Here is a 24,725-nt window from a genome sequence, read left to right as displayed (position 1 = left end):
CCTTTCCATCCGTAACCGATGAGGAAGCGACGACATGGAAAGTCTTGTGCAGTCCACCACCCGTACCCGCCCGGACACCGACGACCCCTCGGCCCCGGCCCTGATCAGAAACGGCGGAGACCGGCCCGAGTGGCTGGTCCAGGCCACGAAACCGGTCCGCTACGAAGTCCGCATGGTCGACGGACTGCTCGACCCGGCCCACCCCGACCTGGCCCTGGCCGGTGTCACCGAACGCACCGGCAACCGGCGGTTCATCGTTCTCGACGACCACGTGGAGCGCCACTACGGGGACCGGCTGCGCACCTATCTGGACGCGCACGGCCTGGAGCCCACCATCTGCGTCCTCGCCGCCGAAGAGCGCACCAAGACGATGGACAGCGTCTCCCATGTGGTCCATGCGCTCGACGCGTTCGGGATCTCCCGGCGGCACGACCCGATCATCGCCGTCGGCGGCGGCGTCCTGCTGGACATCGTGGGCTTCGCCGCGAGCCTGTACCGGCGCAGCACCCCGTACGTGCGCGTCCCCACGACGCTCATCGGCATCGTCGACGCAGGCGTCGGGGTGAAGACGGGCGTCAACTTCGGCAGCCACAAGAACCGGCTCGGCACCTACTTCGCCCCCGCGCTGGCCCTGCTGGACCGCGACTTCCTGGCCACGCTCGACGAACGGCACATCAGCAACGGGCTGGCCGAGATCCTGAAGATCGCCCTGGTCAAGGACATGCGGCTGTTCTCCCTGCTGGAGCGGCACGGCACCACCCTGGTGTCGAGCCGCATGCAGGCGCGGGGCGCCGACGGCGAGGTGGTGCAGGAAGTGCTGGAGCGGGCCATCCACGGCATGCTCGAAGAGCTCCAGCCCAACCTCTGGGAGAACGATCTGCAGCGCCTCGTCGACTACGGGCACACCTTCAGCCCCACCATCGAGATGCGGGCGCTGCCGGACCTGCTGCACGGCGAGGCCGTCGGCATCGACATGGCCCTCACCACCGCCATCGCCCGCCGGCGCGGACTGGTCGGAGCGGGGGAGCAGCGGCGCATCGGCGGCGTCATGCGCCGGTTACGCCTTCCGCAGTACCACCCGGTGTGCGAGGTGCACAGCCTGGCCGAGGCGCTGGAGGACACCGTCCGGCACCGCGACGGCCTCCAGCGGCTGCCGCTCCCGGTGGGCATCGGATCCGCCCGGTTCGTCAACGACGTGGTGGTGGACGAGATCGAGCAGGCCCTCGCCACGCTGGCCGCCGGGGGCCTCGATGCGGCCTGACCTCCAGATCTCCGACCTCGGCTCCCCGTCGGACGTCCACGGCGTGCACGGCGCGGCCGGCGTGACCCAGTGGCGGTCGCTCGCGGCCGGGCGGGGGCTGCGCGGTCCCTACGAGGCCGTCGAGTGGGCGTGCGTCCCGCCCGGCGGGCTCAGCGGCGAGCATCTGCACAGCCGCACCGAGGAGGCGTACGTCCTGCTCTCCGGCCGGGGCGAGGCGCTGCTCAACGGCGCGCCGCACCCGGTGCGGGCCGGAGAGGTGATCCTCACCGGTCTCGGCGCGACCCACGGCCTGCGCAACACGGGCTCCGGGCCGCTGAGCTGGCTGACGCTCGAAGTCCCCGCACCGCGCACGATGGCCCTCGCCCACACACCCTGGAAGGACGCGCCCATGGCAGAGCCGCACACCGGTGAAGCGGTCGTCGTCGACCTCGGAGAACTGCGGGACGTGGACCCCCGGCCCACCCTCCAGGGCCCGCTGCGCCGGATCCGGCTGCTGGAACTGGCCCCCGGCGCCAGCGAGGCCCTGCCCGGACAGGGCGCCGAGCACACGGTGTTCGTGCTGTCGGGCGCCGGAACGGCCACCAGCGGCTCCGGTGACGTCACCGTGCGGGAGGGCATGTCCGTGACCGCCTCCGGCGGCGAGGACCTGACCGTCACGGCGTCCACCGCGGGTCTGCGGGCCGTGTGCGCGAGCTTCGTCGTCGGGTCGCCGCACGGGAGGGAGACGGGCCTGTGATCGTCACCGACAGCGCCGCCGCCTCGACCGTGCTGGACGGCGACGGCCGCAGCCGGCTCTGGCGCTGCCTCGCGCGCCGCGGCATGCTGTTCAGCGAGTGCGAGTCCGTCGACCACGTGACCCTGGAGAAGGACTCCGTCCTGCACGCGGACCCCGAGGCCGGCACCGAATGCCTCTGGTACGTGGTGCGGGGGGACGCCGCGTTCCACACCGCCGGCCACGGCCCGGGCCGCCCCGTCCGGGACGGACATGCCGTCCTCCTCCCGGCCGGTGCCCCCGGCCGCCTGGTGGCCGGCTCCGCCACGGAGGTCGTCGTGGTGACCTGCGTACCGGACGCGGTGGCGCGCCGCCTCCCGGCCCGGGCGCCGTCGCTCCCGGCACCCGCCCGGGGCATCCCCACCGCGACCAACGTCGACCACATCGCCTACACCGTGCCCGACCTCGACGAGGCCGTGCGCTTCTTCGTCGACGTCCTCGGCGCCGACCTGCTCTACCGCGAGGACACCATCCGCTCCGACGACGACTGGATGCGCGAAGCGCTCAACGTGCACCCACGGGCCACCGCGGACATCGCCATGCTCCGCCTCGGCCCGGTCACCAACCTCGAACTGTTCCAGTACACGGCACCCGACCAGAACCGGGCCATACCCAGGAACAGCGACGTGGGCGGCCACCATCTCGCCTTCTACGTACGGGACATCGACGCGGCGACCGCGTACCTGCGCCGGCAGCCCGGCGTGCGGATCCTCGGCGACGGCCCCCGGACCGTGACGGACGGGCCCATCGCGGGAGACCGCTGGGTCTACTTCCTCAGCCCGTGGGGGATGCAGATGGAGCTGATCAGCCTTCCCGGGAAGCTGCCCTACGAGGAAACGACCCCGCACCGCCGTTTCGGGCCGTGCGCCGACTGGTCGGCCGCGCCGTGACCGGCCCGGTGCCCCGCGTCCGCGAAGGAGGTCTCGCGCCATGACGGGCAGCGGGGAACTCAGCTGCCGAGCCGTGCTGTTCGACCTGGACGGCGTCCTCGTGCGGTCCGGGGCCGTGGTGGAGCGGTCCTGGACCGAGTGGGCCCGCGACCGGGGCCTGGAGCCGGCCCGGGTGCTCGCCGCCTGCCACGGCCGACGGTCCGTGGAGGTGATCGCCGCCATCGCCCCGCACCTGGACGCGGCGGCCGAGGCGGCACGCCTGGAGGCCCGGCAGGCCGCGGACACCGACGGGCTGACGCGCTGCCGGGGCGCGGACGCCGTGCTCGCCGCGCTGTCCGGCGCGGCCTGGGCGGTGGTGACCTCGGGGACCAGCGCCCTGGCCCGCTCCAGGCTGCGCGCCACCGGGCTGCCCGTGCCGGACGTGCTGGTCACCGCCGACGACGTGACGAGCGGAAAACCCGCACCGGACGGCTATCTGGCCGCGTCCCGCGCGCTCGGTGTCCCGCCCGCCGACTGCGTCGTCGTGGAGGACGCGCTCCCCGGCGTCACCGCCGCGCGAGCCGCCGGCATGACCGTCGTCGGTGTGCGGGGACCGGCCCTCGGCCCCGAGGAGTCGCCGGCGCGGGTCATCGGCGCCGTGGGCGACCTCGCCCCCCGGCTCCGCGCGGGACGCATCGTCCTGCTGGGCGGCACCCGACGGCCGCGCCCCGGCGTTGCGGACACCTCGCACGACCCGGCCCACCCCTCACGAACACGCGCGCAGGAGGCGTCATGAGCGCAGATTCGCCCGCCGTCGGCCTGGTGACCGCGGGAACCGGCGGCATCGGCCGGGCCGTGACCGAGGAACTGCTCACCCGGGGCGTCGTCGACCGGCTCGTCGTCGTCGACGTGTCCGAACCCACGGCACCGCTGCCCGCGGGCGCCGACTTCCGCCAGTGCGACCTGCGGGACCCCGGCCGGCTCGCCGAGCTGGTGGCCGGACTGCCCACCGAGCTGTCGGTGCTGGTGAACGTGCTCGGCGGCGAGCGGCGGCCCCCCGTCGTACCGGTGGACGACGTGGCCTGGCCGCCGCCGGAGGTCTGGGACGACATCATCGACCTCAACGTCTCGGCCGCCTACCGGCTCACGCGCGCCCTGGCCGGCCGGCTCGCCCCGGGCGCGGCGGTGTGCAACGTCAGCTCCATCGCCGCCGCGATGCCCTGGGCGGTCTCACCCGCTTACGGCGCCGCCAAGGCCGCGCTGGAGCACTGGAGTTCCTCCCTGGCCGTGCTGCTCGCACCGCGCGCGGTCCGGGTCAATCTGGTCCGGCCCGGATTCGTCTGGAGCCGGCAGTGGGCGGCGGTGGACCGGGCGGAGTTCGAGCGCGTGGTCGCCGACCGGGTCGTCCTGCGCGAGGCGCCGCCGCACACCAGCCGGGAGCAGACGGCCGCCGACATCGCCGCCGCGGTGGCGTTCCTCTGCTCCGCCGACGCCCGGCATGTCACGGGGCAGGCCATCAACGTCGACGGCGGGGCGACGCTCGTCCGGGCCGCCCGATGACGGACCCCGCCGGACCGCACCCGTCCCGGCAGCGGTTTTCAGCCAAGACAGCCAAGAGAAGGGCACACATCGACATGCAGGAAGAGACCACCCCCCGGCTGTCCGTGGTCATCCCCACCTACAACCGCGAGAGCCTGCTGGACCGCACGCTCGGGTCCCTGGCCCGGCAGGACGTCCCGGTGTCGGACTTCGAGGTGGTCGTCGCCGACGACGGCTCCTCGGACGGCACCGCCGAGCTGGTCCGCTCCTACGCGGACCGGCTGCGCGTGCGCTACCACTTCCAGGAGGACCTCGGGTTCAGGGTGGCCGCGGCCCGCAACGGCGGGGCCAGGCTCGCCACCGCGCCCGTGCTGGCGTTCCTCGACACCGGCATGGTCGTGGGTCCGCAGTGGGTGCGCGCCCATCTCGACGCCCACGTGTCCGGCCGCCGGCAGGCGGTGCTCGGCTACTCGTACGGCTACAACCCCGCGAACCCGAGCCGGGAGATGGAGGGCATCGTCGACACCCTCCCGCCCGAGGAGGTGGTGCGGCGGCTGATCGACGTGCCGTCCTTCCAGGACATGCGGCTGCCCGACTACGAACGCGTCGGCTTCGACCTCGGCCGCATGGCCATGCCCTGGGTGTTCCTGTGGACGCTCAACTTCTCCGTGCCCGCGGCCGAGTTCTGGGCGGCCGGCGGCTTCGACGAGGACTTCACGGGCTGGGGGGTGGAGGACATCGAGTTCGGGTACCGGCTGCACCGCAACAGCGTCGCCATGGTGGTCTCCCGTACGGCGTGGGGGATCGAGCTGCCGCACGAACGGGCGCACGACGAGGCCGCGGTCAGCATCATGCGCAACTGCCAGCGGTTCCTCGACAAGCACCCCGGGGTGCAGACCGAGCTGTACTGGGCGGTGTCCTCCCGGGGGCTCATCGACCCCCTGGAGGTCGAATGGGAGGACCTGCTGGGCTGGACCGAAGCGGCCGCCGGGCGGGACGTGGCCGGCGAACTCGCCGAGAGCACCCGGCACCTGGCGGAGCGGACCGGAGATCCGGCACGCGTGGCGGTGTTCGGCTGCGGCCCGCGGCTCCCGGCCGCATGGGCGTCCGCGAACGCGCGGTTCACCCTCTGCGACTTCGACGACCGGGCCCTCGGGCAGGCCGTGGCCGGCGCCCCCGCCACGGTCGTGGAGTCCCTGCACCTGTGCGGGACGCGCACCCCCTGGCCGGACCGGCGGTTCGACCTCGTGGTGGTCACCTCCCGGCTCGCGGGCGGCCTGTGGAAACGCTGGGGCGATCACATCACGGCCGAGGCCAAGCGGCTCGGCGGCGAGGTCCGCGTCCCCGGTGCCGACCGCATGTGACTCCCGCGGGGCCGGCGGCCGAGGCCGGAAAGCGCCGACAGGGCTTTATTTTCAGGAACCCTGCCTGAAAAATAGCCCGGTCGGTCCGCGCCGGACCACCGCAAGCGCTTGTCGTCACTCGCACCCTCCCGAGGAGAACCCGCCATGAAAGCGTCGACCGACCGGCCCGCGAGGCCACGCCCCGACGTACGCGCGGCGCGCGTGCGCACCGCGACCGTCTTCGCCGTGCATGGTGCCGTCGCCGGCAGCTTCGCCACCCGCATCCCCTGGATCGTCGACCACCTGCGCATCAGCGACGGTTCGCTGGGTGTCGCGCTGCTCGCGCCGGCCCTCGGCTCCCTGCTGGCCATGCCCCTGGCCAGCAGGCTGGTCCACCGGTTCGGCGGGCGCGCGGCACTGCGCACCCTGCTCGGCGCCTGGTGTCTCGCGCTGCTGCTGCCCTCGCTGGCCCCCGACGTGGCCCTGCTGTTCGCCGGGCTGCTGGTGTTCGGCGCGGCGGCGGGCATGGCGGACGTCGTGATGAACGCCGCCGGGGTGGAACTGGAACAGGCACTCGGCCGCTCCGTCATGGCGAGCATGCACGGCATGTGGGGCGTCGGCGGACTGGTGGCCTCGGGCGCCGGGTCCCTCGCCGCGGCGACGGGGGTGGACGCCCGCGTCCACTTCGCGGCCGCGGCCGCCGTCCTCCTCTGCGTCGGGCTGTACGCCACCCAGGGCGTGCTCGACATCAGGCCGCGCCCGGGCCAGCAGGAGCCGCCGCGCTTCGCGCTGCCCCCGCGGTCCGCGCTGGCCATCGGCGCGGTCGGCTTCTGCGCCGTCTTCGCCGAGGGCGCCAGCGGCAACTGGAGCGCCGTCTACCTGACGTCCGTGGCCCACGCCTCCGACGGCGTCGCCGCGGGCAGCTACACCGGGTTCGCCTGCGCCCTGGCGCTCAGCCGGCTGCTCGGCGACCACGTGGTCCGGCGGATCGGCGTGGTGAACGCGGTCCGGCTCAGCGGAGCCGTCGCCACCATCGGTCTGCTCCTGGTCGTCGTCGCGCGCACCCCGGCCCCCGCCATCTGCGGCTTCGCCCTGGTGGGCATCGGAGTGGCGGTCGTCCTGCCGCTGTCCTTCGCCGCCGCGGGTGCGGCTGCCGTGGACACCAGCCGCACCATCGCCGGCGTCGCCACCCTCACCTACACCTCCAACCTGCTCGCACCGGCCGTCATGGGCTTCGTCTCCGACGCGACCTCGCTGCCCGTCTCCTTCGCGCTGGTGGCCCTGCTGACCCTGTCGCTCGTCGGCACGGCCGCCGTGCTGCGCCCGTCCGGCACCCCCGAGAAACCGGCCGCCACCTGACGCCGACGGCGCCGACGACACAGCACCCCAGCCGCCACCCACGGTGACCCACCGAGGGGCACCGATCGGAGAGACAGCCCGCATGGACACCACCGCCACCGACCGCGCCGTGCTCCGGCGCGGACGCACCGCCACCTCCCTGCTCTTCCTGCTGTTCGGCGCCGCCCTGGGCGCCTGGACGAGCCGGATCCCCAGCGTGAAAAGCCATCTCGACCTCGGCGACGGCCTGTTGAGCCTCGCGCTGCTCGCCTTCGCCCTCGGCGCGATCGTCGGCATGATGGTCCTCGGCCGGCTCACCGACCGCTACGGCAGCACCCGGGTCATGGTGCCCACGGCACTGCTGGAGGGGGTCCTCCTCGTCCCGCCGGCCTACATGCCGGACCTCGCGGCACTGATGCTGGCCCTGTTCCTGTTCGGACTGGTGCACGGCACCCTGAACATCGCCATGAACGCCAACGCGATCGAGGTCCAGCGGGCCTGGGGACGGCCCATCATGTCGTCGTTCCACGCCGTCTACAGCATCGGCGGCTTCCTCGGCTCGGCGGCCGGCGGCCTGTTCGCCCGTCAGGAGCTGAGCGCACGGGCGACCTTCCTCTCGGTGGGCGGCTGCGTCGTACTCCTGGCGCTCTGGGCGGCCCTGTGGGCGCTGCCGGCCGGCACGGGCGACACCACGCCGCAGGACGCACCCGCCGGGCCCGCGGGACGCGGCGTCATCCGCTCGCCGCAGCTGTGGTTCCTCGGCGCCCTGGCCATGTGCGCCCTGGTGGGCGAGGGCACGGCGGCCGACTGGAGCGCCGTCTACCTGCACGAGGACCTCGGCGGCTCGCCCGGCTTCGCCGCGTCGGCGTTCGCCGCGTTCTCGGCGGCGATGACCGCCGGACGCCTGCTCGGCGACCGGCTCACGGCGCGGTTCGGGCCGGTGGCGCTCGTCCGGGCCTGCGGTGTGCTCGCCTCCGTCGGCATGACGGCGGCCCTGATCATCGGCCGGCCGTGGGCCGGCGTCGCCGGATTCGCCTGCCTGGGCGCGGGCATGTCCTGCATCGCCCCCCAGGTCTACTCCGCGGCCGGCCAGCGCGACCCGGCCCGCGCGGGTGCCGCCCTGTCCCTGGTGGTCAGCCTCGGCTACGTGGGCTTCCTCATCGGCCCCATCGTCATCGGCAGCGTCAGCACGTTCGTCGGGCTGCCCCTCGCCCTCGGCCTGCCCGCGCTCCTCGTCTTCCTGGTGGCGCTCGGCGCGCCGGCCCTGCGCCCGGCCGGCCCGGCCCCCGAGGCCCCCGGCCGCACCGAAGACACCGGACTCGTACCCGGCCCCGGACGCGGCTGACCCAGCCCGCATTCCGGCCGACTCGCCGTACCGCCTAGCGAACAGAGGGACCGTTGCACATCATCGAGTGTCATTTCGAGTTCAGCGGATTCGACGACCGCCTCGTCAAGGCGGGCACCTCCGTCTACCTGTGGAACCTGGTCCGGCAGTTCCGGGACCAGGGCCACCGGGTCGGCGCGGTCACTCCCGCGCACGGCCTCCTGCCGCTGCTCAGAGAGCGCTACGAGGTCGTCGACCTGGACTGGCGGACGGACGACGAGATCCCGGTGCGGCTGGACCCGGCCGAGTGGCCGGACCAGCCGGAGACGGTACGCCTGCCGCTGTCCGTGCGCGCCCACCGGATGACCGTCGAGGGCATCGACATCGTGCTGCTGAGCGGCGGCCTGCTGGACACCCACCCGGACACCTTCCACCCGCCCGCCGACCTCAAGGGCCACGACCTGACCTACCTGAAGACCCTGGCCTTCCAGGTCGCCGCCGCCCGCTACGTCAGACAGCGGATCCCGGCCGGCGCGGTCGTGCACCTGCACGAGCCCGTCCACCACTACCTCCTGCCCGCGCTGCTCGCCGGACACGGCCACCAGGTGGTGTCCACCGTGCAGACGAACCTCGCGGTCAACACCAAGGTCTACGGCCCCGAGGTGCGCGCCCTCCTCCGCCACGAAGGGGCCGACACCTCGGTCGCCGAGGGCCTCGCGGACCCGCCGCTCGACGGCCACCTGGAGCGGGCGATGCGCGCCTACCTGCCGCGCACCCTGCTCCACACGGACTCCCCGGAGCGCCCCGGCCACGACTACCTGCCGGTGCTCGGCCTGGTGTCCCGGTCCGTCGCCGCGCTCGACTTCCTCTCCGACGGACAGCTCGCCCACGCGCTCACCCAGGCGGGAACCCCCTTCGAGCAGCTCTTCCGGCAACTGGCCGTGCGCCGCGAACTCCGGGCGCGCACCGACCTGATGACCGTCGGCGGCTGCGCCATCGGCGACGAGTGGCTCGACGTACGGCGGTCCGGGGAACGCCGCCGGCGGACCCTGACCGCCCTGGGACTGGACCCGGAGCTGCCCACGCTGTACCACAACGCACGGTACTCGGTGCAGCACAAGGGCCAGAAGGAGCTGTTCCGGGGGGTACGGCGGCTGCTGGACGAGGGGCACCGGGTCAACGTGCTGCTGCACTGCCTGTCCCCCCTGCCCCCGAAGGACGAGGACCTGGCCGCGCTGGAACGCGACCACGCCGGCCTCGTGCGCGTCCGCACCGACCCGATGAGCACCCCGGAACTGATGGACTGGGCGACCGCCAGTGACTTCTGCGTCTTCCCGTCCAAGTTCGAGATGGACACCTTCCTGATGGCGATGGGCGAGGCGATGGCCGCGGGCTGCGTTCCCATCGCGACCGCCCAGCAGGGCATGCGGCACTTCGGACACACCGAGGACCTGGACGCGCCCGGCGCCACCGGACTGGCGCTGCCCCGCTCGTTCCGGGTGGACGACGAAGCGCTGACCGAGGCGGTGCGGTCCGGCGTCCTGCGCATGCTCACCCTGTGGCACGAGGACCCGAAGCGGATCGACACCCTGCGCGCCAACGCCGTCGCCACCGGCCGCGGCTTCACCTGGAAGGCGGCCGCCGACCGCTTCCTCGCCGTGTTCACCGCCTGCGCCGAGGGGCGCCGCCCGGCGGACGCGACCCCGGTGGTCCGCTCGGTCCTCGCCGAAGACGGCAGCGATCCGCTCCCGGCCGGCCACGGCCGCGCCCACCTCACCGGGGACACCGTGCGGGTGCGGTGGCAGGGCCCCGGCATCAGCCGGGTCGAGGTCGTACCCGCCACCCCCGACCCTGCCGTGACGGAGCTCACCGCGGGGCCCGCCGGAGACCTGTTCACCGGTGAGGTCCCCGGACCGGCACGGGTGCTCGCGCTGCTCGTCACCGGCCGGGACGGCAGGTCGGCCTGGCACGCGCTGCGGGTGGACAGCGAACCCGAGGTACGGGCCACCGGATCGAAAGTGGTCTACGAGAACCGCTGGATGAGCGTGCGCGAGGACACCACCCTGCGCCACGACGGCACCCCGGGCCTGTACGGCGTGGTGCACAAGCCCGACTTCGCGGTCGTCATCCCCTACGCCGACGGCGGCTTCCACCTGGTCGAGCAGTACCGGTATCCCGTCGAGGGGCGCTACTGGGAGTTCCCGCAGGGTTCCTGGGAGGACCGGCCGGACGCCGACCCCCTCGACCTCGCCCGGGGCGAACTGGCCGAGGAGACCGGGCTGACCGCCGCCGAGATGACCCCGATCGGACACCTGTTCGCCGCCTACGGCTACAGCGACCAGGGCTGCCACGTCATCCTCGCCACCGGCCTCACCCAGGGCGAACCCCGCCCCGAACCGGAGGAGGCCGGCCTGGTCAGCCGCTGGTTCTCCGAGGAGGAGGTGTGGCGGATGGTCGCCGATGGCCGCGTCAAGGACGCCTCGACCCTGGCCGCCCTCGCCCTTCTCCAGCGGCACCTGGCGGCCGGCCGCGCGGGCCTGTCCGCCGTAGACCACCGGAGTTGACACTCGGAAAGGGCACGCATGGAAACCCACGTATTGGTGGTGCACACCCGGCCGAGACCCGGCGCGGAGGCCGAGTACCACCGCTGGTATGACGACTTCCACCTCGACGAGGTGCTCCGCGTCCCGGGCTTCGTCTCCGCCCGGCGGCTCCAGCTCCTGCCCGGCGACGCGGGCGGCGACCGCGCCCCGGGCCTTCCGGCCGGACCCGGCAGCCACCTCGCGCTGTTCACGGTGCAGACCGACGACATCGACGCCACCATCGCCGCGTTCGAACGGGCACGCACCACGATGCGGACCCCCGACTGCCTCGACCCGGACAGCGTGACCCTGAGCTGGTGGCGCTCCCTGAGCCACCGCATCACGACGCCGCCGCCCACAGGCCCCGGCCACCCGGACCCGGCACCCGGCCCGACACCGTCCCACAGGAAGGCCCCGTCACCATGAACGCACGGCTGGAACCGACGACCGCGCAGGCCCCCCACACCCCCCGGGACACGGACGGAGTGCGCGCGGTCCTGCTGGCCGGCGGCGAGGGACGGCGCCTGGGCCCCCTCGGGCGGGGCCGGCTGAAACCGCTCGTGCCGTACGGCGGCACCGCCCGGCTGATCGACTTCAGCCTCGCCAACGCCCGCCGCTCCGGCTTCCGGGACGTCCTGCTGCTCTCCCAGTACGAGGAACGCCGGCTCATGGACGACCTGCACACCGTCTGGAACCGCGACCCCGGCTTCCGCGTGCACTTCGGCCCCTACGACGAGGCGTACCGCGGGTCCCCCGACGCGCCGCCCGCCGTGCTGCCGCGGCGCACCTGGCCGCAGGAACGGGGCACCGCCGACGCCCTGATCACCAAGGCCGAGCACGTCTTCGAGGGCGACCCGTCCGAGATCCTGGTACTGCACGCCGACCACGTCTACCGGTTCGACTACGGCGACATGATCCGCCGGCACCGCGCGTCCGGAGCCGCGCTCACGGTGTCGTACCAGCGCATCGAGCGACGCTACGTCCACCTCTTCGGCATGGTCGAGTTCGACGCCTCCGGAGACCTGACCCGATTCGTCGAGAAACCCGAACACCCCACCAGCGACCTCGTGTTCGCCGCCTTCTGCGTCTTCGACGCCGCGCTCCTGCGCCGGTACCTGGAACGGCTCCGGCACACCGACTGGCAGCACGACATCAGCCGGGACGTCATCCCGGCGATGCTGGCCGACGGCCAACGCGTGCGCGGCTACCCCGTCGAGAGCCACTGGGAGGACATCGGCACCGTGGACCGCTACCACCGGTCCCACCTGGGCCTGCTGGAACGGACGCCCACCCTGCCGCTGACCGACCTGCCGCTCACCGTGCGCCCCGAGCTGACCCCCCGCTTCGTCGAGGAAGGCGACGGCGTGCGTTCCAGCATCGTCCGGGACGACCTCGTCAACCACGGACTCCTCGACCACTGCGTGACCTACCCCGGTGTGCGCATCGGCACCGGCGCCACCGTGCGGAACTCCGTGCTGCTGCCGGGGGCCCGCATACCCGACGGAGCCCGGCTGGAGTCGGCCATCGTGCTGGAGGACGGCACCGTACAGCACTGCGACCCGGAGCCCGCCACCGTCAGGGCGGCGTCGTGAGCGCCGCCATCACGGCCGCGCCCGGCCCGCGCCGCCATGTCGTGGCCGACCTGGGCGGCACCAGCCTGCGCATCGGCCGGATCACGGCCCACGGCGGCGTCGAGGCGGTGCGCCGGGTCACCACCGACGGCATCGGCCGCCCCGGCGCCCGGGCGGCCGGCACCGCGCAGCGCCGGGTCCTGGACCAGCTCGCCCGCGAACTGGAGGAGTACCTGCGCTCGCCCGACGGCCACGGCGCGAGCGCGGTGGGCCTCTCCTTCGCCGGCCCGCTGACCAAGGACGGCGTCGTCCGCGCGGCCCCCACCCTGTGGGGCGCCGAGGCCGAACCCGTGCACGTCGGTGACCTGCTCTCGGCGAGACTCGGCCTGCCGGTGCTGGTCGCCAACGACATCACCGCCGCGGCCTGGCGCTACGCCGAGACGGAAACGGAGCCCTTCTGCCTCATCACCATCAGCTCCGGCATCGGCAGCAAGGTCTTCCGGCACGGAGAGGTCCTCGTCGACGACCAGGGGCACGGCGGGGAACTGGGACACTGGCGGATCGATCTGAGCGAGGACGCGGCGCCCTGCGACTGCGGCGGCCGGGGCCACCTCGGCGCCGTCGCCTCCGGCCGCGGCATCCTGCGCGCGGCCCGCGCCGCCGCCGCGGCCGACCCGGCGGCATTCGCCCGCTCGGCACTCGCCGCACCCGCCGGACACCGGCCGGAAGGCATCACCAACGAGGCACTGGCCCGGGCCGTCCGCGCGGGCGACCCCTTCGCGACGCACACCCTGCGCGGTTCGCTGCGCCCGCTCGCCTCGGCCGTCAACTGCCTGTTCACGGCCATCGGCATCCGGCGGTACCTGTTCATCGGCGGCTTCGCCGTCGCCGTGGGGGAGCGGTTCGTCTCCCTGCTGGGCGACGAACTCGTCCGCCACGGCTGCTTCGGCCTGGACAGCGCCGAGACCCGCGCCATGCTCGCGCTCGGCGCCAGGGACGACGACCACTGCCTGATCGGCATGGGCCGCATGCTGGAGCGGTCCTCGCACCTCACCCCCGTCCTGGAGGACAGCGTATGAGCACCCTGGTCATCGGCAGCGGATTCGTCGGACGGGCCGTCGCCGCGCATCTGCTGCACTCCGGTGAGAAGGCCGTGCTGGCCTCACGGACCCCACCCCCCGCCGACACCGGCCGCCGGCCGCCGTGGTCGGCCCTCGACGTCACCGACCCGACGGCGGTCCGCAGGGTCGTCGACGCCACGGACGCCGAGCGGATCGTCCTCGTCCACGGCCCGTCGGACGTCACCTGGTGCGAGGAACACCCCGAGGAGAGCCTGCGCGGCCACGCCGGGGCGGCACGCGTCGTGACCGAGGCGGCCGACGACCGGCGGATCGTGCTGATCTCCACCGACAACGTCTTCGACGGCACCGACCCGGGCCCCGTCGAGACCAGCCCGACCCGCCCCGCCAACGCCTACGGCAGGGCCAAGCTCGCCGCCGAACGAGTCCTCGCCGAACGGGGTGGCGCCACGACGGTGCTGCGGGTGAGCCTCATCTACGGCTGGGAGCCCGCCGCCGCCCCGAAGTGGCTCAACTTCTTCTCGTCCTGCGTGCACCGGCTGCGCGCGGGAGAGCACATCACGGCCCCGACCGATCAGTGGACCACCCCGGTGCTCGTCGAGGACGTGGCGGCGGTCACCGCCGCCGTGCTGCCGGCACCGGCGCCCGCACTCCTGCACCTGGGCGGACCCGAGCGGATCTCCCGCGCCGACTGGGCCCGGCTCATCGCACGCGAACTGGGCCTGCCGCCCGACCGGGTGACGGGGCAGCCGCGCGCCCTCGGCCGGTACGCCTCCCGGCCGGAGAACAGCTGTCTGGCGAGCACCCTGCTCACGACCCACCCGGCCACGGCAGGCGTCCCGGTCCGCGGAGCCCACGACGGCACCCGCCTCCTGCTCACCCGCGCGGAACGCGCCGCTGCGCTCTGACCCGCCCGGGCCGACCTCGCCGCCGCGTCGCGCCCCACGGCTGCGCACGCCCTCGTACGGCGTCGTGCCGCGGGCACACCCCCGTGCGGCCGGTCGCCCGCACCCCCACCCACCGACCCCGAACCACGCGAAGAGGAGGGACACCCGTGCCCGCACTGATGCCCCACGACCCGGACACGCTGGCCGACGCCGTCGTCACCACCCTCGCGGTCGACGCCGACCCCCAGGCACGCGAGGCCAGCATCTTCTACTGGGAACGCGGACTGCCGTACCGCAAGGCCGTGGTGGAAGCCATGGCCCGGGTCCCGGACGGCGAACTGCGCGCGGCGGCCGAGGCGCTGCGGAACAGACCGGCCGACCCGGCCACCCACGCGGCCCTGCACCGGCGGCTGACCGAACTGGCCCACGACCGCGCCGCCCCGGCCCTCGACAAGCTGTTCACCGAGGCCTGGCAGGCCGAGTCCAACTCCCGTCTCGGGTACCACCTGGGAGGCCGTTACAGCCCCCGCGCGACGCCGAGCGTCACCCCGGAACGGCTGCACTCCCTCGCCGCCGTCACCGTCCCGCGGCCCGCCGCGTCCGCCGAGCCCGGCGGCGACGCCGAGACGCTCGTCGTCGTACCGTTCCGCGACCGCGGCCCCGGACACCGGCTGCGCAACCTGCTGGCCTGCCTGCTGTCGCTGCGCGACCAGTCGGTGCCGGCCTCGTCGTACCGGGTCGTGGTCGTGGAGAGCGACGACATACCCCGCCGGCGGGACGCCGTCCTGCCCTACACCGACCACTACCTCTTCGCCCGCAAGGACGGACTCTTCAACAAGTCCTGGGCGGTGAACGTCGGCGTGGTCAACGCGCCCGGCCGGCCGGAGGCCGTGTGCATCCTGGACGCCGACGTACTGGTCGACCGTGACTTCATCGCCCGCAACACCGCGCGCTTCCGGGAACGCGGCACCATGGGACACCTCAGCTACCGCGACATGTGGTGCCTCGACGAGTCCGCCACCTCCTGGGCGATCGAGGAACGCCTCGGGCGCGGCGTCCCCCAGGTCGACACCGACCACCTGCGGGCCTTCGTGCTCCGCCGGCCGCCCGGCTGCTGCGTCTGGGTCCGCACCAGCGCCTTCCACCGCATCGGCGGCATGGACGAGCGGTTCGAGGGCTGGGGAGGCGAGGACAACGACTTCGCCTACCGCATGGACACACATTCCGCCTTCGACCAGTACCGCGATCCGCTGCTGCACATGTACCACCCCTCCTCCGCCGTACTGCGCGAGGACGGAGAACTGATCAACGCGCACATCCCCGCTCTCACCTGGGGCCCCGGCGAACGCCTGGGCGACATCGACCGGTTCGCCGAGGAGCGCGCGGCGGCGGGCCCGGACCGGTGACGGCATGACAGCACATCTCCACAGCGATGAAAGGCAGCCCGACATGGCACAGGACGTACCCGTACTGGACCTGACCGAGTGGAAGGAGGCGGACACCGCGCAGCGCGCCGCCATCGCCGCGCGACTGGACGCCGCCCTGCGGCAGACCGGCCTGTTCCTGCTGGCCGGCCACGGGGTGCCGGACGAACTGACCGACCGGATGCGCACCGAGGGACGCGCCTTCTTCGGGCTCCCGCGCGAGGACAAGGAGCGGTACCGGGTCAGCCGCCCCTACGACAACGGATGGCGCGGACTCGGCGCGCTCCAGGTCGGCGCCCTGGACGGCAAGCCCGACACCTCCGACCTGCACGAGGCCTTCCACGTCGGCCCCACCCACCGCACCGGCGACCCGGCGTTCGACGCGCTGTACTACCCCGACAACAAGTGGCCGGACGAACAGCCCGCGCTGCGCGAGACGGTGCTGGCGTACACCGGGCACATGACCCGCGTCGCCCACGAGGTGATGGGCGTGCTGGCCGACGTCCTCGCCCTGCCGGCGGACTTCTTCACCTCGCGCTGCGCGCGGGCCACCTGGACGCAGAACGTCAACTGGTACCCCTCCCTGACCAGCCTGGGCGAGATACAGCCTGGCCAGATGCGCGTCGGCCCGCACACCGACTTCGGCACGCTGTCCCTGCTGGACCGGCAGCCCGGAATCGGCGGCCTGGAAGTGTGGAACGAGGAGGACGGCTGGTTCGAGCCGCCCTTCGTGCCGGGCACCCTGGTCGTCAACCTCGGCGACCTCATGTCCCTGTGGACGGACGGCCGCTGGCGGGCGCTGCGCCACCGCGTCCTCGCTCCGAGCAGCATCGCGCCGGACGAGGAACTGGTGTCACTCGTCTACTTCTTCGAGACCGATCCCGACGCCGAGATCGTCCCGTTGCCCGCTCCGGTGGGCGGCGGCGAGGGCCTGTCACCCGTCATCGCCGGCGAGTCGATCCTGCAGAAGGTCGGCGCGACGGTGAGCCTGCCCGGCTGACCCCGGCCCGGCGGCACCGCCTCCCGGTCGGATCCGAGGACCGGCCCGGGGGTGGTGCCCCCGAAAGCCCTTGACCTGAAGTGCACTTCAAAACCGAGCATGGCGGCATGAACACCACCGATCACCAGATCGTCCTCGGCACCATGGACTTCGGCACCCGTGTCGCCCCCGACCGGGCCTTCGCCGTCCTCGACTCCTTCGTCGCCGGCGGCGGTGTCTGGCTCGACACCGCGAACTGCTACTCCTTCTGGGCCGACCCCAGCGGCGTCGGCGGCGCCAGCGAGCGCGTCATCGGCGCATGGCTCAAAGCCCGCCCGGGAGCGCGTGACATGGTGCGGATCGCCACGAAGGTCCGGCAGAACCCGCTCGTCCCGCACTCCTGGCCACAGAGCGCCGAAGGGCTCTCGGCGCGGGCCGTCCGGTCCGGCGTGGAGGAGAGCCTGAAGCGTCTCGGAGTCGAACACGTCGATCTGCTCTGGGCCCACGCCGAGGACCGCACCGTGCCGCTTCAGGAGACGGTCGGCGCCTTCGGCGAACTGGTCGCGGAGGGAGTGGCGCTGCGGGTCGGCGCGGCGAACCATGCCGCCTAGCGCGTCGAGCGCGCCCGGTCGCTCGCGCGGGAGCAGGGCGTGGCACCGTGGACGGCCCTGCAACTGCGCCATTCGCTCGTCCAGCCGCGGCCGCTCACCCCCGTCGCCGAGAGCGGCCACCGCATGCTCACCGCCGAAGACCTCGACCTCGCGCGGTCGGAGGAGCTCACGGTGTGGTCGTACAGCTCACTCCTGTGGGGCTCCTATGTGCGCCCGGACAAGCCGCTGCCGGACACCTACGACCACCCGGGGACCACTCGCGTACTCGCGGTCCTGGACGATGTCGCCGCGGAGCTGTCGGTCACCCGGAACCAGGTCGTCCTGGCATGGCTGATGCGGCAGGGGATCGCCCCCATCGTCGGCGCCGGCCGGGCGGAGCAGATCGAGGAGGCACTCGCCGCGCGCCGCGTGCGGCTCACCGACGCACACCTGGCGCGCTTCACCGAGGCGCGTTAGCCAAGAAGCTCTTCGCTGCCGTACCGGATGCACCGGACGCACCGTCGGGGCCGGGCCGGTCAGCGGCGCAGGAACTCGATCAGGTCCTGGTTGAACCGCTCTTTGTCACCGGAGACCATGGCGATGCCGTGGGAGCCGCCCTCGTACACCTTGAGTTCGGCGTCGGCGATGATCTCGGCGGACTTGCGGCCGGTGGCGTCGATGGGGACGACCTGGTCGTCGTCGCCGTGGACGACGAGGGTGGGGATGTCGAACTTCTCGAGGTCGTCGGTGAAGTCCGTGTAGGCGAAGGCGTCCACACAGCGCACGCCGCCCTCGATGGTCTGGGCCATGGCCATGTACCAGAAGGCGTCCTTGTTGCCCTGGGTGACCTTGTTGCCCGGCCGGTCGGCGGAGAAGAAGCCCTCCGCGGTGTCCTTCCAGAACTGCGAGCGTTCGTTGAGGATGCCGTTCTTGATCTGCTCGAACACCTCGTCCGGTACACCTTCGGGGTTGCCGTCGGACTTCACCATGACGGGCGGGACGGCGGACAGCAGCACCGCCGACCGCAGCCGTCCGGTGCCGTGCCGGCCGATGTAGCGGGCGAGTTCGCCACCGCCCATGGAGTGCGCGACCAGCGTCACGTCGGTCAGGTCGAGGTGGTTGATCAGATCGTTCAGGTCGTCGGCGAAGGTGTCGAAGTCGTAGCCGTCCCAGACGGGCGTGGAGCGGCCGTGGCCGCGGCGGTCGTGGGCGATGCCGCGGAAGCCGGCGTCGGCGACGGCCTTGAGCTGGTCCTGCCACGCGTCGCCGTTGAGCGGCCAGCCGTGGATGAACACGACCGGCCGGCCCTGGCCCCAGTCCTTGTAGAAGATGTCGACTTGGTCGCGGGTGGTGCACACCGGCATGGTCGGGTCCTGCCTTTCAAGGGTGGCCGCTTCGGTCGTTCCAGGAGCAGTGGTGGTGGTGACCGGGGCGGGCGCGGACGCCGACGCCCGCCGCTCTTCGGCGTCCCCTCCACTATCCGTGGCGGGTGCCCCGGCGGCAATCCGAGCGGGCCGGCTACGGACGGGGGTCGTTTCCCCGCCCGCGGGCACAGGCGGCCTCGTCGACCGGGTCGGCGTCCCGCGGCGGGGCCGGCGGTCACCAAGTGACCGGGAGTGCCTCCACCCCGTAGACCGTCGAGCCCCGGCGGAAGCGGAGGTCCGTCTCGGGAACGGCGAGTGCGAGGGTGGGGAAGCGGCGGAGCAGGGCCGGCAGGGCGATCTTCATCTCCAGCCGGGCCAGTTGCTGGCCGAGGCACTGGTGGACACCGAAGCCGAAGGACAGCTGGGCGACGGGACGGCGGTGGAGGTCGAGGTCGTCGGGGCGCTCGGGGACGAGGCCGGGGTCACGGTTCGCGGTCAGCGGAGAGAGCACTACATGCTCGCCCGCGGCGATCCGGTGGCCGTTGAGGTCGATGTCGGCCACGGCCGTGCGCAGGAGCGGTGCCGGGACGGCGAGATGGCGCAGGAGTTCCTCCACGGCCGTCCCCGCGATGGTGGGCTCGTCGCGGAGGGAGACGAGCTGGTCACGGTTGCGGAGCAGGGCCGGCACGCTCAGGGCGAGCATGTTCGCCGTGGTCTCGTGTCCCCCGACCAGGAGGGTGGTCCCGAAGCCGATGAGTTCGTCGTCGGTGAGCTCCGCGCCGTGCTCCCGCACCACCGTGCCGAGCACTCCGTTCCCGGGGGCGGCCCGGTTGCGGGTGACGATGTCGGCCATGGCCGCGTTCAGTTCGGCCGAGGCGGCCACCAGGCTGTCGGCGTCGGCCGTACCGTCCATGATCACTTGGGAGCAGCGCTGGAACATGGACCGCGTCTCGTAGGGGACGTCGAGCAGTTCGCAGATCACCAGTGAGGGGATGGGCAGGGCGAACCTCTCGACCAGGTCGACCACGGGGCCGTGGTCCGCCATGGCGTCGAGGTGGTCGGAGACGATCGTCTCGATCGCGGGCCGCAGCCGCTCGACCTTACGGACGGTGAAGCTGCCGGTGAGCATCCGGCGCAGGCGGGTGTGATCCGGACCGCTGTATGCGGGCAGGAAGCCCGGGTGGTTGTACAGGGTGCGCGGCAGCGCCGGGTCGATGCCGTTGCCCGTCACCAGGCGTTCGTCCGCGAAGGCGGCCCGGACGTCGCTGTACCTGGTGAGGACCACGGCTTCGATCTCGCCGCGTACCGGGTGGAAGACGCGCAGCCGCCGCGGGCCGCCCTCGTCGCGCATACGCAGGAGGTCCGGTGACGGGTCGAACGGGCAGGTCCGGTCCCGTTCGGAGGCTACGAAGGACGCTGAACGCCGGTCGGGCATGCCGCATGCTCCTCAACTGTGTCGATCCTGGGGACGCCGTCGTGTCGTGGTGGCCCGCGCCGGCCTACACGCGGTACCGGGTGGAGGCGTGGTGCCAGTCGTAGGCGCTGCGGAGGGTGGTCTGGAGTGCCTCGGTGCAGTAGCGCCGCAGCAGGTCGTGTTCGGCCGGGCCGAGGTGGCTCGTGGCCGGGGCGGCGAGAAGGGCGCGGTGGGCGCCGGTGAACAGTTCCAGGGCTTCGTCCTGGCGGCGCAGGGCCTCCTCGACCGCTTCCCGCCGGGAGATCCGGAACTCCCGTTCCAGGCAGAGCACGAGGTTGTTCCGCTCGCCCAGAGCCGCGTCCTTGTCCAGGGACACGATGTCGTTGTCGCAGATGATGAACGTCTTCGTCATCTCGCGCATGACCGACAGGTGCGGCAGCACGTACAGGTGGTCCGGGAGGACGCACGAGGACAGGCGCTCGGCGAGATCGATGACCGGTGCCACGCCGATCGTGTGGCGCCGGACGCGCAGATATGTGCTCAGGGACATGGGGGTGCCGGTCCGACGGCTGAGCGCCTCGTGGACATGGTGGTCGAGGTAGGAGGACCAGTGGGCCGCGGACCGCTGGATCCAGTCCCCGGGCATGTCCCGGCAGCTGCGTCGACGCATGTCCGCGAAGGCACCGGCCAGGGGCAGCGGGGACGCCTGGCCGCCGATGCCCTCCTTGACGAGTCCGACGAGGTGGCCAACCCGCTCCGGTGACCGTCCCCACTGCTCGTCGAGTGCGTCGTCGAACAGGAAGTACCAGCTCTGCTGGTCGACCCCGAGGTCGAGTTCGTCTCCGGTCGCGTTCGGATAGAACATGGCCGCTATCAGCGGGAACTGGCCCTTGAGGTGATGGGCCTCCTCCTCTTTCGAAGACAGGAAGCCGAAGGACTTCGGCCAGGCGAGATGGCGGTCGTGGGCGGCCCGGAAGTCCGCACTGATCCGGCGGGGGAAGGGGACGGGATCCGGAGCCGGGGTCCTGGAACCGTCCTCGGTCACGGACCCGGTCGCGAGCACGGTCGGCTCTGCCGTCGATGTCATGGTGGGGCGCACCTTCGGAATGTGGGGCCGGTTCAGCGGGCCGGCCAGGGTGAGACGCGCATGGGCAGCGCATTGGGGCGGATCAGCGCCTGGACGACCGGCCGGACCCGGCGCCCCGCGACCGGCCGCGGTCGCCACCGCGAGACGATCGAGCGGAGGACGACCAGCATCTCGGTCATCGCGAAGTGGTCCCCGATGCACTTCCGGTTGCCCAGGGCGAACGGGACGTAGGCGCCCGGTGGAAGATCCTTCTCGGTACGGCCGAGCCACCGGTCCGGGTCGAAGCGCAGGGGATCCGGGAAGTACGCCGGATCGCGGTGCATCGTCACCGCACTGTAGATCAGCTCGGCCCCCCGCGGGAGCTCGACGCCGCGGACCCGCACGGGTTCCGACGCGCGCCGCATGAGCAGCCAGTTGGGCTGGTGCAGGCGGAGCACCTCCCGCAGGAACCGGTCGGTGTAGGGAAGCGTTGCCGCGCTGGGCAGGGCGCCTGCGGGCAGCGCGGCGCACTCGGCTCTGATCCGCTCGGTGATCTCCGGGCGCCTGCCGAGTTCGTGGAGCGCCCAGGACAGGGTGGTCGACGTGGTTTCGGCACCAGCCATGAGCAGGGACAGCAGTTCGTCGCGGGCCTCGGTGTCGGTCATCCCCCGTGGATTGCCGGGGGTGCCGGCGAACATGACCGACAACAGGTCGCCGCGGTCGGCGGGGTCCTGCCGGGCCTGCCGGACTGCGGTGTCGGCGAGTTCGCGCAGCGCCGCGGCCGCGGACAGGTATGTGCGATGCCCCAGCACGGGTGAGGACGCGATCGGCGCGGGCAGGACGGTGCCCACGAAGACCCCGCGCATCACCGTGGTGAGGTGCTCCGCGACCCGCTCTCCCAGCTCGGCCACGCCCACGGCGCCGTCCGGGCGTTCGGTGCTGAACAGGGTCGCGACGAGCATGCCCGTCATCATCCGGCGCATCACCAGATCCATGGCGATCACCTCGCCCGGTCTCCAGGCCGCCACCTGTTCCTCGGCGATGCCGGTCATCGTGCCGACGCACGCGGCGATGCTGTCCCGGTGGAAAGCGGGCTGGAGCGCCCGCCGTTGACGCCGGTGCACCTCCCGCTCGGACGTGATGATGCCGTTCCCGATGAAGGGCCGCGCCACGTCGAACAGCAGCCCTTTGCCGAACTTCCTGCTCTGCGTGACGAGAACGTCGTGGACGGCCGCCGGGGAGTTCAGGACGAAGACCGGCCGATTCCCGAGGAATATCCTGACGATCTCGCCCCGCGCCCTGACCGATTGCAGGAAGTCCACCCGTCTGACGGCCAGTTGTGGCAGGTGGCCGAGGAGGGGAAAGCGGCCCGGCACAACGGGCGCCGCCGCTTCAGCGGTGGTGGAGCGCATGAGCATGGACCCCTCCGAAGTGAGCCGGACCGGCATCCGGTCCTGGTGGGCCGTACGGCGACGACGTCGGCCCCACTGTGCGCCACGGCCACCCGTCGGCGCATCAGTCATGTGACTGCGGGAGAGGTCCTGCCGGTCACCCCGGAGTGAGAAGCAGCCCGGCCTTCGGCTCTGCGAGGGCTGCCGGTTCCCGGCCGGCCGCGGTGGGGGTCAGCGGTCGCGGCGGGCGGAAGCGCGGAGGCGGTCGATGCCCAGGTCGAGCGCGGCCTCCAGGTGCGTGCCGTCCCCCGTGGTCAGCAGGATCAGCACGCCACCCTGGATGCCGGCCAGCAGGGCCGCGGCCTCTCGTCCGGCGTCGAGTGCCGGGTCGACCTCACCGCTGCTCTGCATGTGCCGGATCCCCGCTACGAGTTCCTGCTGCCACCGGCCGAGCAGTTCGCCGGCGACGGTCCTGGTGGCATCGGTGGCCCCGCCCAGCTGAGCGAGGGCCGCATGGAGGGGACAGTCGCCGCCCTGCGCCCGGTAGCGGGCGACGACTTTGTCGCGCCACTCCTGCCAGGCCGCCCAAGAGGTGAGGGAGCCGAGCTCCGGCTGCTGCTCGTCGATCACCCGGGACGCCTCGTGCCGGGCCACGGCGAGGAGCAGCTCGTCCTTCCCGTCGGGGAAGTAGTGGAAGAGCTGACTCTTGCTGGTCGCCGTGCGGGCCATGATGTCCTCCAACCGCACCGAGAACACGCCCTGTTCGCGGATCTGGTCGGCGGCGCCCTCGATGATGCGCTGCCTGGTCGCGGTGCCCTTGCGCGTCAACGGCATGGTTCCTCCCGGTGCGATCTGGTGTGGGCATGGAAATGGATCAGGCGGGACGAGTGCCGGCCGGTCAGGGCAGCAGGAGCAGTTTGCCGGTGGTACGACGCGACTCCAGGTCCGCGTGGGCGCGGGCCGCGTCCGCGAGCGGATAGCGGCCGGTGACGCGCGGGACGAGGCGCCCCGCCAGGATCAGCTCGAACACCTCCCCGGTCCGCCGCAGCAGAGCCTCCCGGGTCGCGACGTGGTGGTGTACGACGGGGTAGGTCAGCAGGATGCTGTTGGGCAGGTCGGTGGGGCGCAGCGTGGGGACGCCCATGAAGGGGCCGTAGTAGGCGTGCACCCCGTGGGTGCGCAGGGCCAGCTGCGAGGAGCGGAAGGTGCCGGCGCCGCCGCCGTCGTAGACGACATCGGCGCCCTGTCCTCCGGTCAGCTTCCTGACCCGCTCCTCGAAGCCGCCCCCGGAGTGGACGAGAATGTGGTCGGCGCCGGCCTCCTTCGCGAGGGAAGCCTTTTCCTCGCGGGAGACCAGGCCGATGACCCGGCCGCCGCGAGCCTTGATCATCTGGGTGAGCAACTGGCCGACGCCGCCCGCCGCGGCGTGCACCACGGCGGTGTCGCCGGACCGATCGGGTAGGTCTCGGTGCTCAGGTGGCTGGCCGTGAGCCCCTGCATCATCACGGCGGCGGCGGTCTCGTCGCTGACGCCGTCGGGCACCTTGACGATCGAGTCCGCCGGGACCGCGAGCAGCTCGGCGTAGCTGCCGGGGTGGTAGAACCAGGCCACCCGGTCGCCGATGGCCAGGTCCCGTACCCCCTTGCCGACGGCGGTGACGTAGCCCATCCCCTCGGCACCGAGGATCGCGGGGGCCGCCCAGCCCGGGCCGCCTTCGGTACGAGCGCCGACGTCCATGTAGTTCACGCCGGCGGCGCCCAGCCGAACCAGCGCCTCGCCGGGGCCGGGTGACGGGTCGGGCAGGTCGGTCCAGCGCATGACCTCGGGGCCGCCGTGCCCCTCTATCCGGATCGCATGCATGGGTGACACCTTTCCGCGTGAGCGGGTGGATGTGGTCGGGAACGGCAGCACCGTAGGTCGAGGGAATTGGAC

General features: G+C 72.8%; 20 protein-coding genes and 2 pseudogenes. 16 read left to right on the top strand and 6 right to left on the bottom strand.

Annotation, left to right across the window (positions count from 1 at the left end; all coding sequences use genetic code 11):
- Positions 1–34: 34 nt before the first annotated feature.
- From IH25_RS0103265 to IH25_RS37300, 16 genes and pseudogenes are all read left to right on the top strand, one after another.
- The gene (locus tag IH25_RS0103265) at positions 35–1,261 is read left to right on the top strand and encodes a sedoheptulose 7-phosphate cyclase (protein WP_078844107.1); all 1,227 of its coding nucleotides are present in this window, start codon (positions 35–37) and stop codon (positions 1,259–1,261) included.
- Positions 1,251–1,997, top strand: a complete 747-nt coding sequence (locus tag IH25_RS38955) for a cupin domain-containing protein (protein WP_051753729.1) — start codon at positions 1,251–1,253, stop codon at positions 1,995–1,997. Before IH25_RS0103265 ends, IH25_RS38955 begins: the two co-directional genes overlap by 11 nt.
- Positions 1,994–2,923: a VOC family protein gene (locus IH25_RS0103250; RefSeq protein WP_245172677.1), complete on the top strand. Its 930-nt coding sequence runs from the start codon at positions 1,994–1,996 to the stop codon at positions 2,921–2,923. Before IH25_RS38955 ends, IH25_RS0103250 begins: the two co-directional genes overlap by 4 nt.
- Positions 2,924–2,963: 40 nt before the next feature.
- A complete protein-coding gene (locus IH25_RS0103245) occupies positions 2,964–3,698 on the top strand; it encodes an HAD-IA family hydrolase (protein ID WP_051753727.1) in 735 nt (244 codons plus the stop codon).
- A complete protein-coding gene (locus IH25_RS37305; protein WP_037654191.1) occupies positions 3,695–4,462 on the top strand; it encodes an SDR family NAD(P)-dependent oxidoreductase in 768 nt (255 codons plus the stop codon). Before IH25_RS0103245 ends, IH25_RS37305 begins: the two co-directional genes overlap by 4 nt.
- 74 nt (positions 4,463–4,536) lie before the next feature.
- Positions 4,537–5,805 (top strand): glycosyltransferase, encoded by a 1,269-nt coding sequence (locus IH25_RS0103235; RefSeq protein WP_051753724.1) that lies wholly within the window; start codon positions 4,537–4,539, stop codon positions 5,803–5,805.
- 144 nt (positions 5,806–5,949) lie between these two features.
- Positions 5,950–7,143, top strand: a complete 1,194-nt coding sequence (locus IH25_RS0103230; protein WP_051753721.1) for an MFS transporter — start codon at positions 5,950–5,952, stop codon at positions 7,141–7,143.
- Positions 7,144–7,225: 82 nt separating this feature from the next.
- Entirely contained in the window at positions 7,226–8,467 is a 1,242-nt protein-coding gene (locus tag IH25_RS0103225; protein WP_051753720.1) for an MFS transporter, read from the top strand.
- A gap of 53 nt (positions 8,468–8,520) precedes the next feature.
- Positions 8,521–11,010, top strand: a complete 2,490-nt coding sequence (locus tag IH25_RS40455) for an NUDIX domain-containing protein (RefSeq protein ID WP_107058310.1) — start codon at positions 8,521–8,523, stop codon at positions 11,008–11,010.
- Positions 11,011–11,028: 18 nt separating this feature from the next.
- A complete protein-coding gene (locus tag IH25_RS38435) occupies positions 11,029–11,454 on the top strand; it encodes a hypothetical protein (protein ID WP_157846931.1) in 426 nt (141 codons plus the stop codon).
- On the top strand, positions 11,451–12,620 hold the full coding sequence (locus IH25_RS0103205; protein ID WP_051753713.1) for a sugar phosphate nucleotidyltransferase: 1,170 nt from the start codon (positions 11,451–11,453) through the stop codon (positions 12,618–12,620). The genes IH25_RS38435 and IH25_RS0103205 overlap by 4 nt, the downstream gene beginning before the upstream one ends.
- Positions 12,617–13,678: an ROK family protein gene (locus IH25_RS0103200; protein ID WP_051753707.1), complete on the top strand. Its 1,062-nt coding sequence runs from the start codon at positions 12,617–12,619 to the stop codon at positions 13,676–13,678. The genes IH25_RS0103205 and IH25_RS0103200 overlap by 4 nt, the downstream gene beginning before the upstream one ends.
- Positions 13,675–14,586, top strand: coding sequence for an SDR family oxidoreductase (locus IH25_RS0103195; RefSeq protein ID WP_030602442.1), 912 nt, complete (start codon positions 13,675–13,677; stop codon positions 14,584–14,586). Before IH25_RS0103200 ends, IH25_RS0103195 begins: the two co-directional genes overlap by 4 nt.
- Before the next feature lie 146 nt (positions 14,587–14,732).
- Positions 14,733–15,971 carry a glycosyltransferase family 2 protein gene (locus tag IH25_RS0103190; protein WP_107058309.1) on the top strand — a complete coding sequence of 413 codons (1,239 nt, stop codon included), beginning with the start codon at positions 14,733–14,735 and terminating at the stop codon, positions 15,969–15,971.
- A gap of 4 nt (positions 15,972–15,975) precedes the next feature.
- Positions 15,976–16,989 (top strand): isopenicillin N synthase family dioxygenase, encoded by a 1,014-nt coding sequence (locus IH25_RS0103185; RefSeq protein ID WP_245172676.1) that lies wholly within the window; start codon positions 15,976–15,978, stop codon positions 16,987–16,989.
- Between the two features lie 107 nt (positions 16,990–17,096).
- Positions 17,097–18,035 (top strand): annotated as a pseudogene (locus IH25_RS37300) (aldo/keto reductase).
- A 59-nt stretch (positions 18,036–18,094) separates the two neighbouring features.
- Here IH25_RS37300 and IH25_RS0103175 read toward each other — a convergent pair.
- The 6 genes and pseudogenes from IH25_RS0103175 to IH25_RS37295 all read right to left on the bottom strand — a co-directional run bounded on the left by IH25_RS0103175 (position 18,095) and on the right by IH25_RS37295 (position 24,653).
- On the bottom strand, positions 18,095–18,922 hold the full coding sequence (locus tag IH25_RS0103175; protein ID WP_030602433.1) for an alpha/beta fold hydrolase: 828 nt from the start codon (positions 18,920–18,922) through the stop codon (positions 18,095–18,097).
- A 235-nt stretch (positions 18,923–19,157) separates the two neighbouring features.
- Positions 19,158–20,357 (bottom strand): cytochrome P450, encoded by a 1,200-nt coding sequence (locus IH25_RS0103170; RefSeq protein WP_030602431.1) that lies wholly within the window; start codon positions 20,355–20,357, stop codon positions 19,158–19,160.
- Positions 20,358–20,421: 64 nt separating this feature from the next.
- Complete coding sequence (locus IH25_RS0103165; protein WP_157846930.1) at positions 20,422–21,423, bottom strand: terpene synthase family protein; 1,002 nt, start codon at positions 21,421–21,423, stop codon at positions 20,422–20,424.
- A 32-nt stretch (positions 21,424–21,455) separates the two neighbouring features.
- Positions 21,456–22,820, bottom strand: a complete 1,365-nt coding sequence (locus tag IH25_RS0103160) for a cytochrome P450 (protein ID WP_157846929.1) — start codon at positions 22,818–22,820, stop codon at positions 21,456–21,458.
- A gap of 204 nt (positions 22,821–23,024) precedes the next feature.
- Positions 23,025–23,627, bottom strand: coding sequence for a TetR/AcrR family transcriptional regulator (locus IH25_RS0103155; protein WP_030602422.1), 603 nt, complete (start codon positions 23,625–23,627; stop codon positions 23,025–23,027).
- Between the two features lie 64 nt (positions 23,628–23,691).
- Positions 23,692–24,653 (bottom strand): annotated as a pseudogene (locus IH25_RS37295) (quinone oxidoreductase family protein).
- Positions 24,654–24,725 lie beyond the last annotated feature (72 nt).

This window comes from Streptomyces achromogenes subsp. achromogenes, from assembly GCF_000720835.1.
Taxonomy (GTDB): Bacteria; Actinomycetota; Actinomycetes; order Streptomycetales; family Streptomycetaceae; genus Streptomyces; species Streptomyces achromogenes.
This window is presented reverse-complemented; position numbering and strand designations above follow the sequence as displayed.

Bases quoted from the DNA above. Each gene is read 5' to 3' on its own strand.
- IH25_RS0103265 (WP_078844107.1), top strand. From the start codon at position 35: ATGGAAAGTCTTGTGCAGTCCACCACCCGTACCCGCCCGGACACCGAC.
- IH25_RS38955 (WP_051753729.1), top strand. From the start codon at position 1,251: ATGCGGCCTGACCTCCAGATCTCCGACCTCGGCTCCCCGTCGGACGTC.
- IH25_RS0103245 (WP_051753727.1), top strand. From the start codon at position 2,964: ATGACGGGCAGCGGGGAACTCAGCTGCCGAGCCGTGCTGTTCGACCTG.
- IH25_RS37305 (WP_037654191.1), top strand. From the start codon at position 3,695: ATGAGCGCAGATTCGCCCGCCGTCGGCCTGGTGACCGCGGGAACCGGC.
- IH25_RS0103235 (WP_051753724.1), top strand. From the start codon at position 4,537: ATGCAGGAAGAGACCACCCCCCGGCTGTCCGTGGTCATCCCCACCTAC.
- IH25_RS0103230 (WP_051753721.1), top strand. From the start codon at position 5,950: ATGAAAGCGTCGACCGACCGGCCCGCGAGGCCACGCCCCGACGTACGC.
- IH25_RS0103225 (WP_051753720.1), top strand. From the start codon at position 7,226: ATGGACACCACCGCCACCGACCGCGCCGTGCTCCGGCGCGGACGCACC.
- IH25_RS38435 (WP_157846931.1), top strand. From the start codon at position 11,029: ATGGAAACCCACGTATTGGTGGTGCACACCCGGCCGAGACCCGGCGCG.
- IH25_RS0103205 (WP_051753713.1), top strand. From the start codon at position 11,451: ATGAACGCACGGCTGGAACCGACGACCGCGCAGGCCCCCCACACCCCC.
- IH25_RS0103195 (WP_030602442.1), top strand. From the start codon at position 13,675: ATGAGCACCCTGGTCATCGGCAGCGGATTCGTCGGACGGGCCGTCGCC.
- IH25_RS0103185 (WP_245172676.1), top strand. From the start codon at position 15,976: ATGACAGCACATCTCCACAGCGATGAAAGGCAGCCCGACATGGCACAG.
- IH25_RS0103175 (WP_030602433.1), bottom strand. From the start codon at position 18,922: ATGCCGGTGTGCACCACCCGCGACCAAGTCGACATCTTCTACAAGGAC.
- IH25_RS0103170 (WP_030602431.1), bottom strand. From the start codon at position 20,357: ATGCCCGACCGGCGTTCAGCGTCCTTCGTAGCCTCCGAACGGGACCGG.
- IH25_RS0103165 (WP_157846930.1), bottom strand. From the start codon at position 21,423: ATGACATCGACGGCAGAGCCGACCGTGCTCGCGACCGGGTCCGTGACC.
- IH25_RS0103160 (WP_157846929.1), bottom strand. From the start codon at position 22,820: ATGCTCATGCGCTCCACCACCGCTGAAGCGGCGGCGCCCGTTGTGCCG.
- IH25_RS0103155 (WP_030602422.1), bottom strand. From the start codon at position 23,627: ATGCCGTTGACGCGCAAGGGCACCGCGACCAGGCAGCGCATCATCGAG.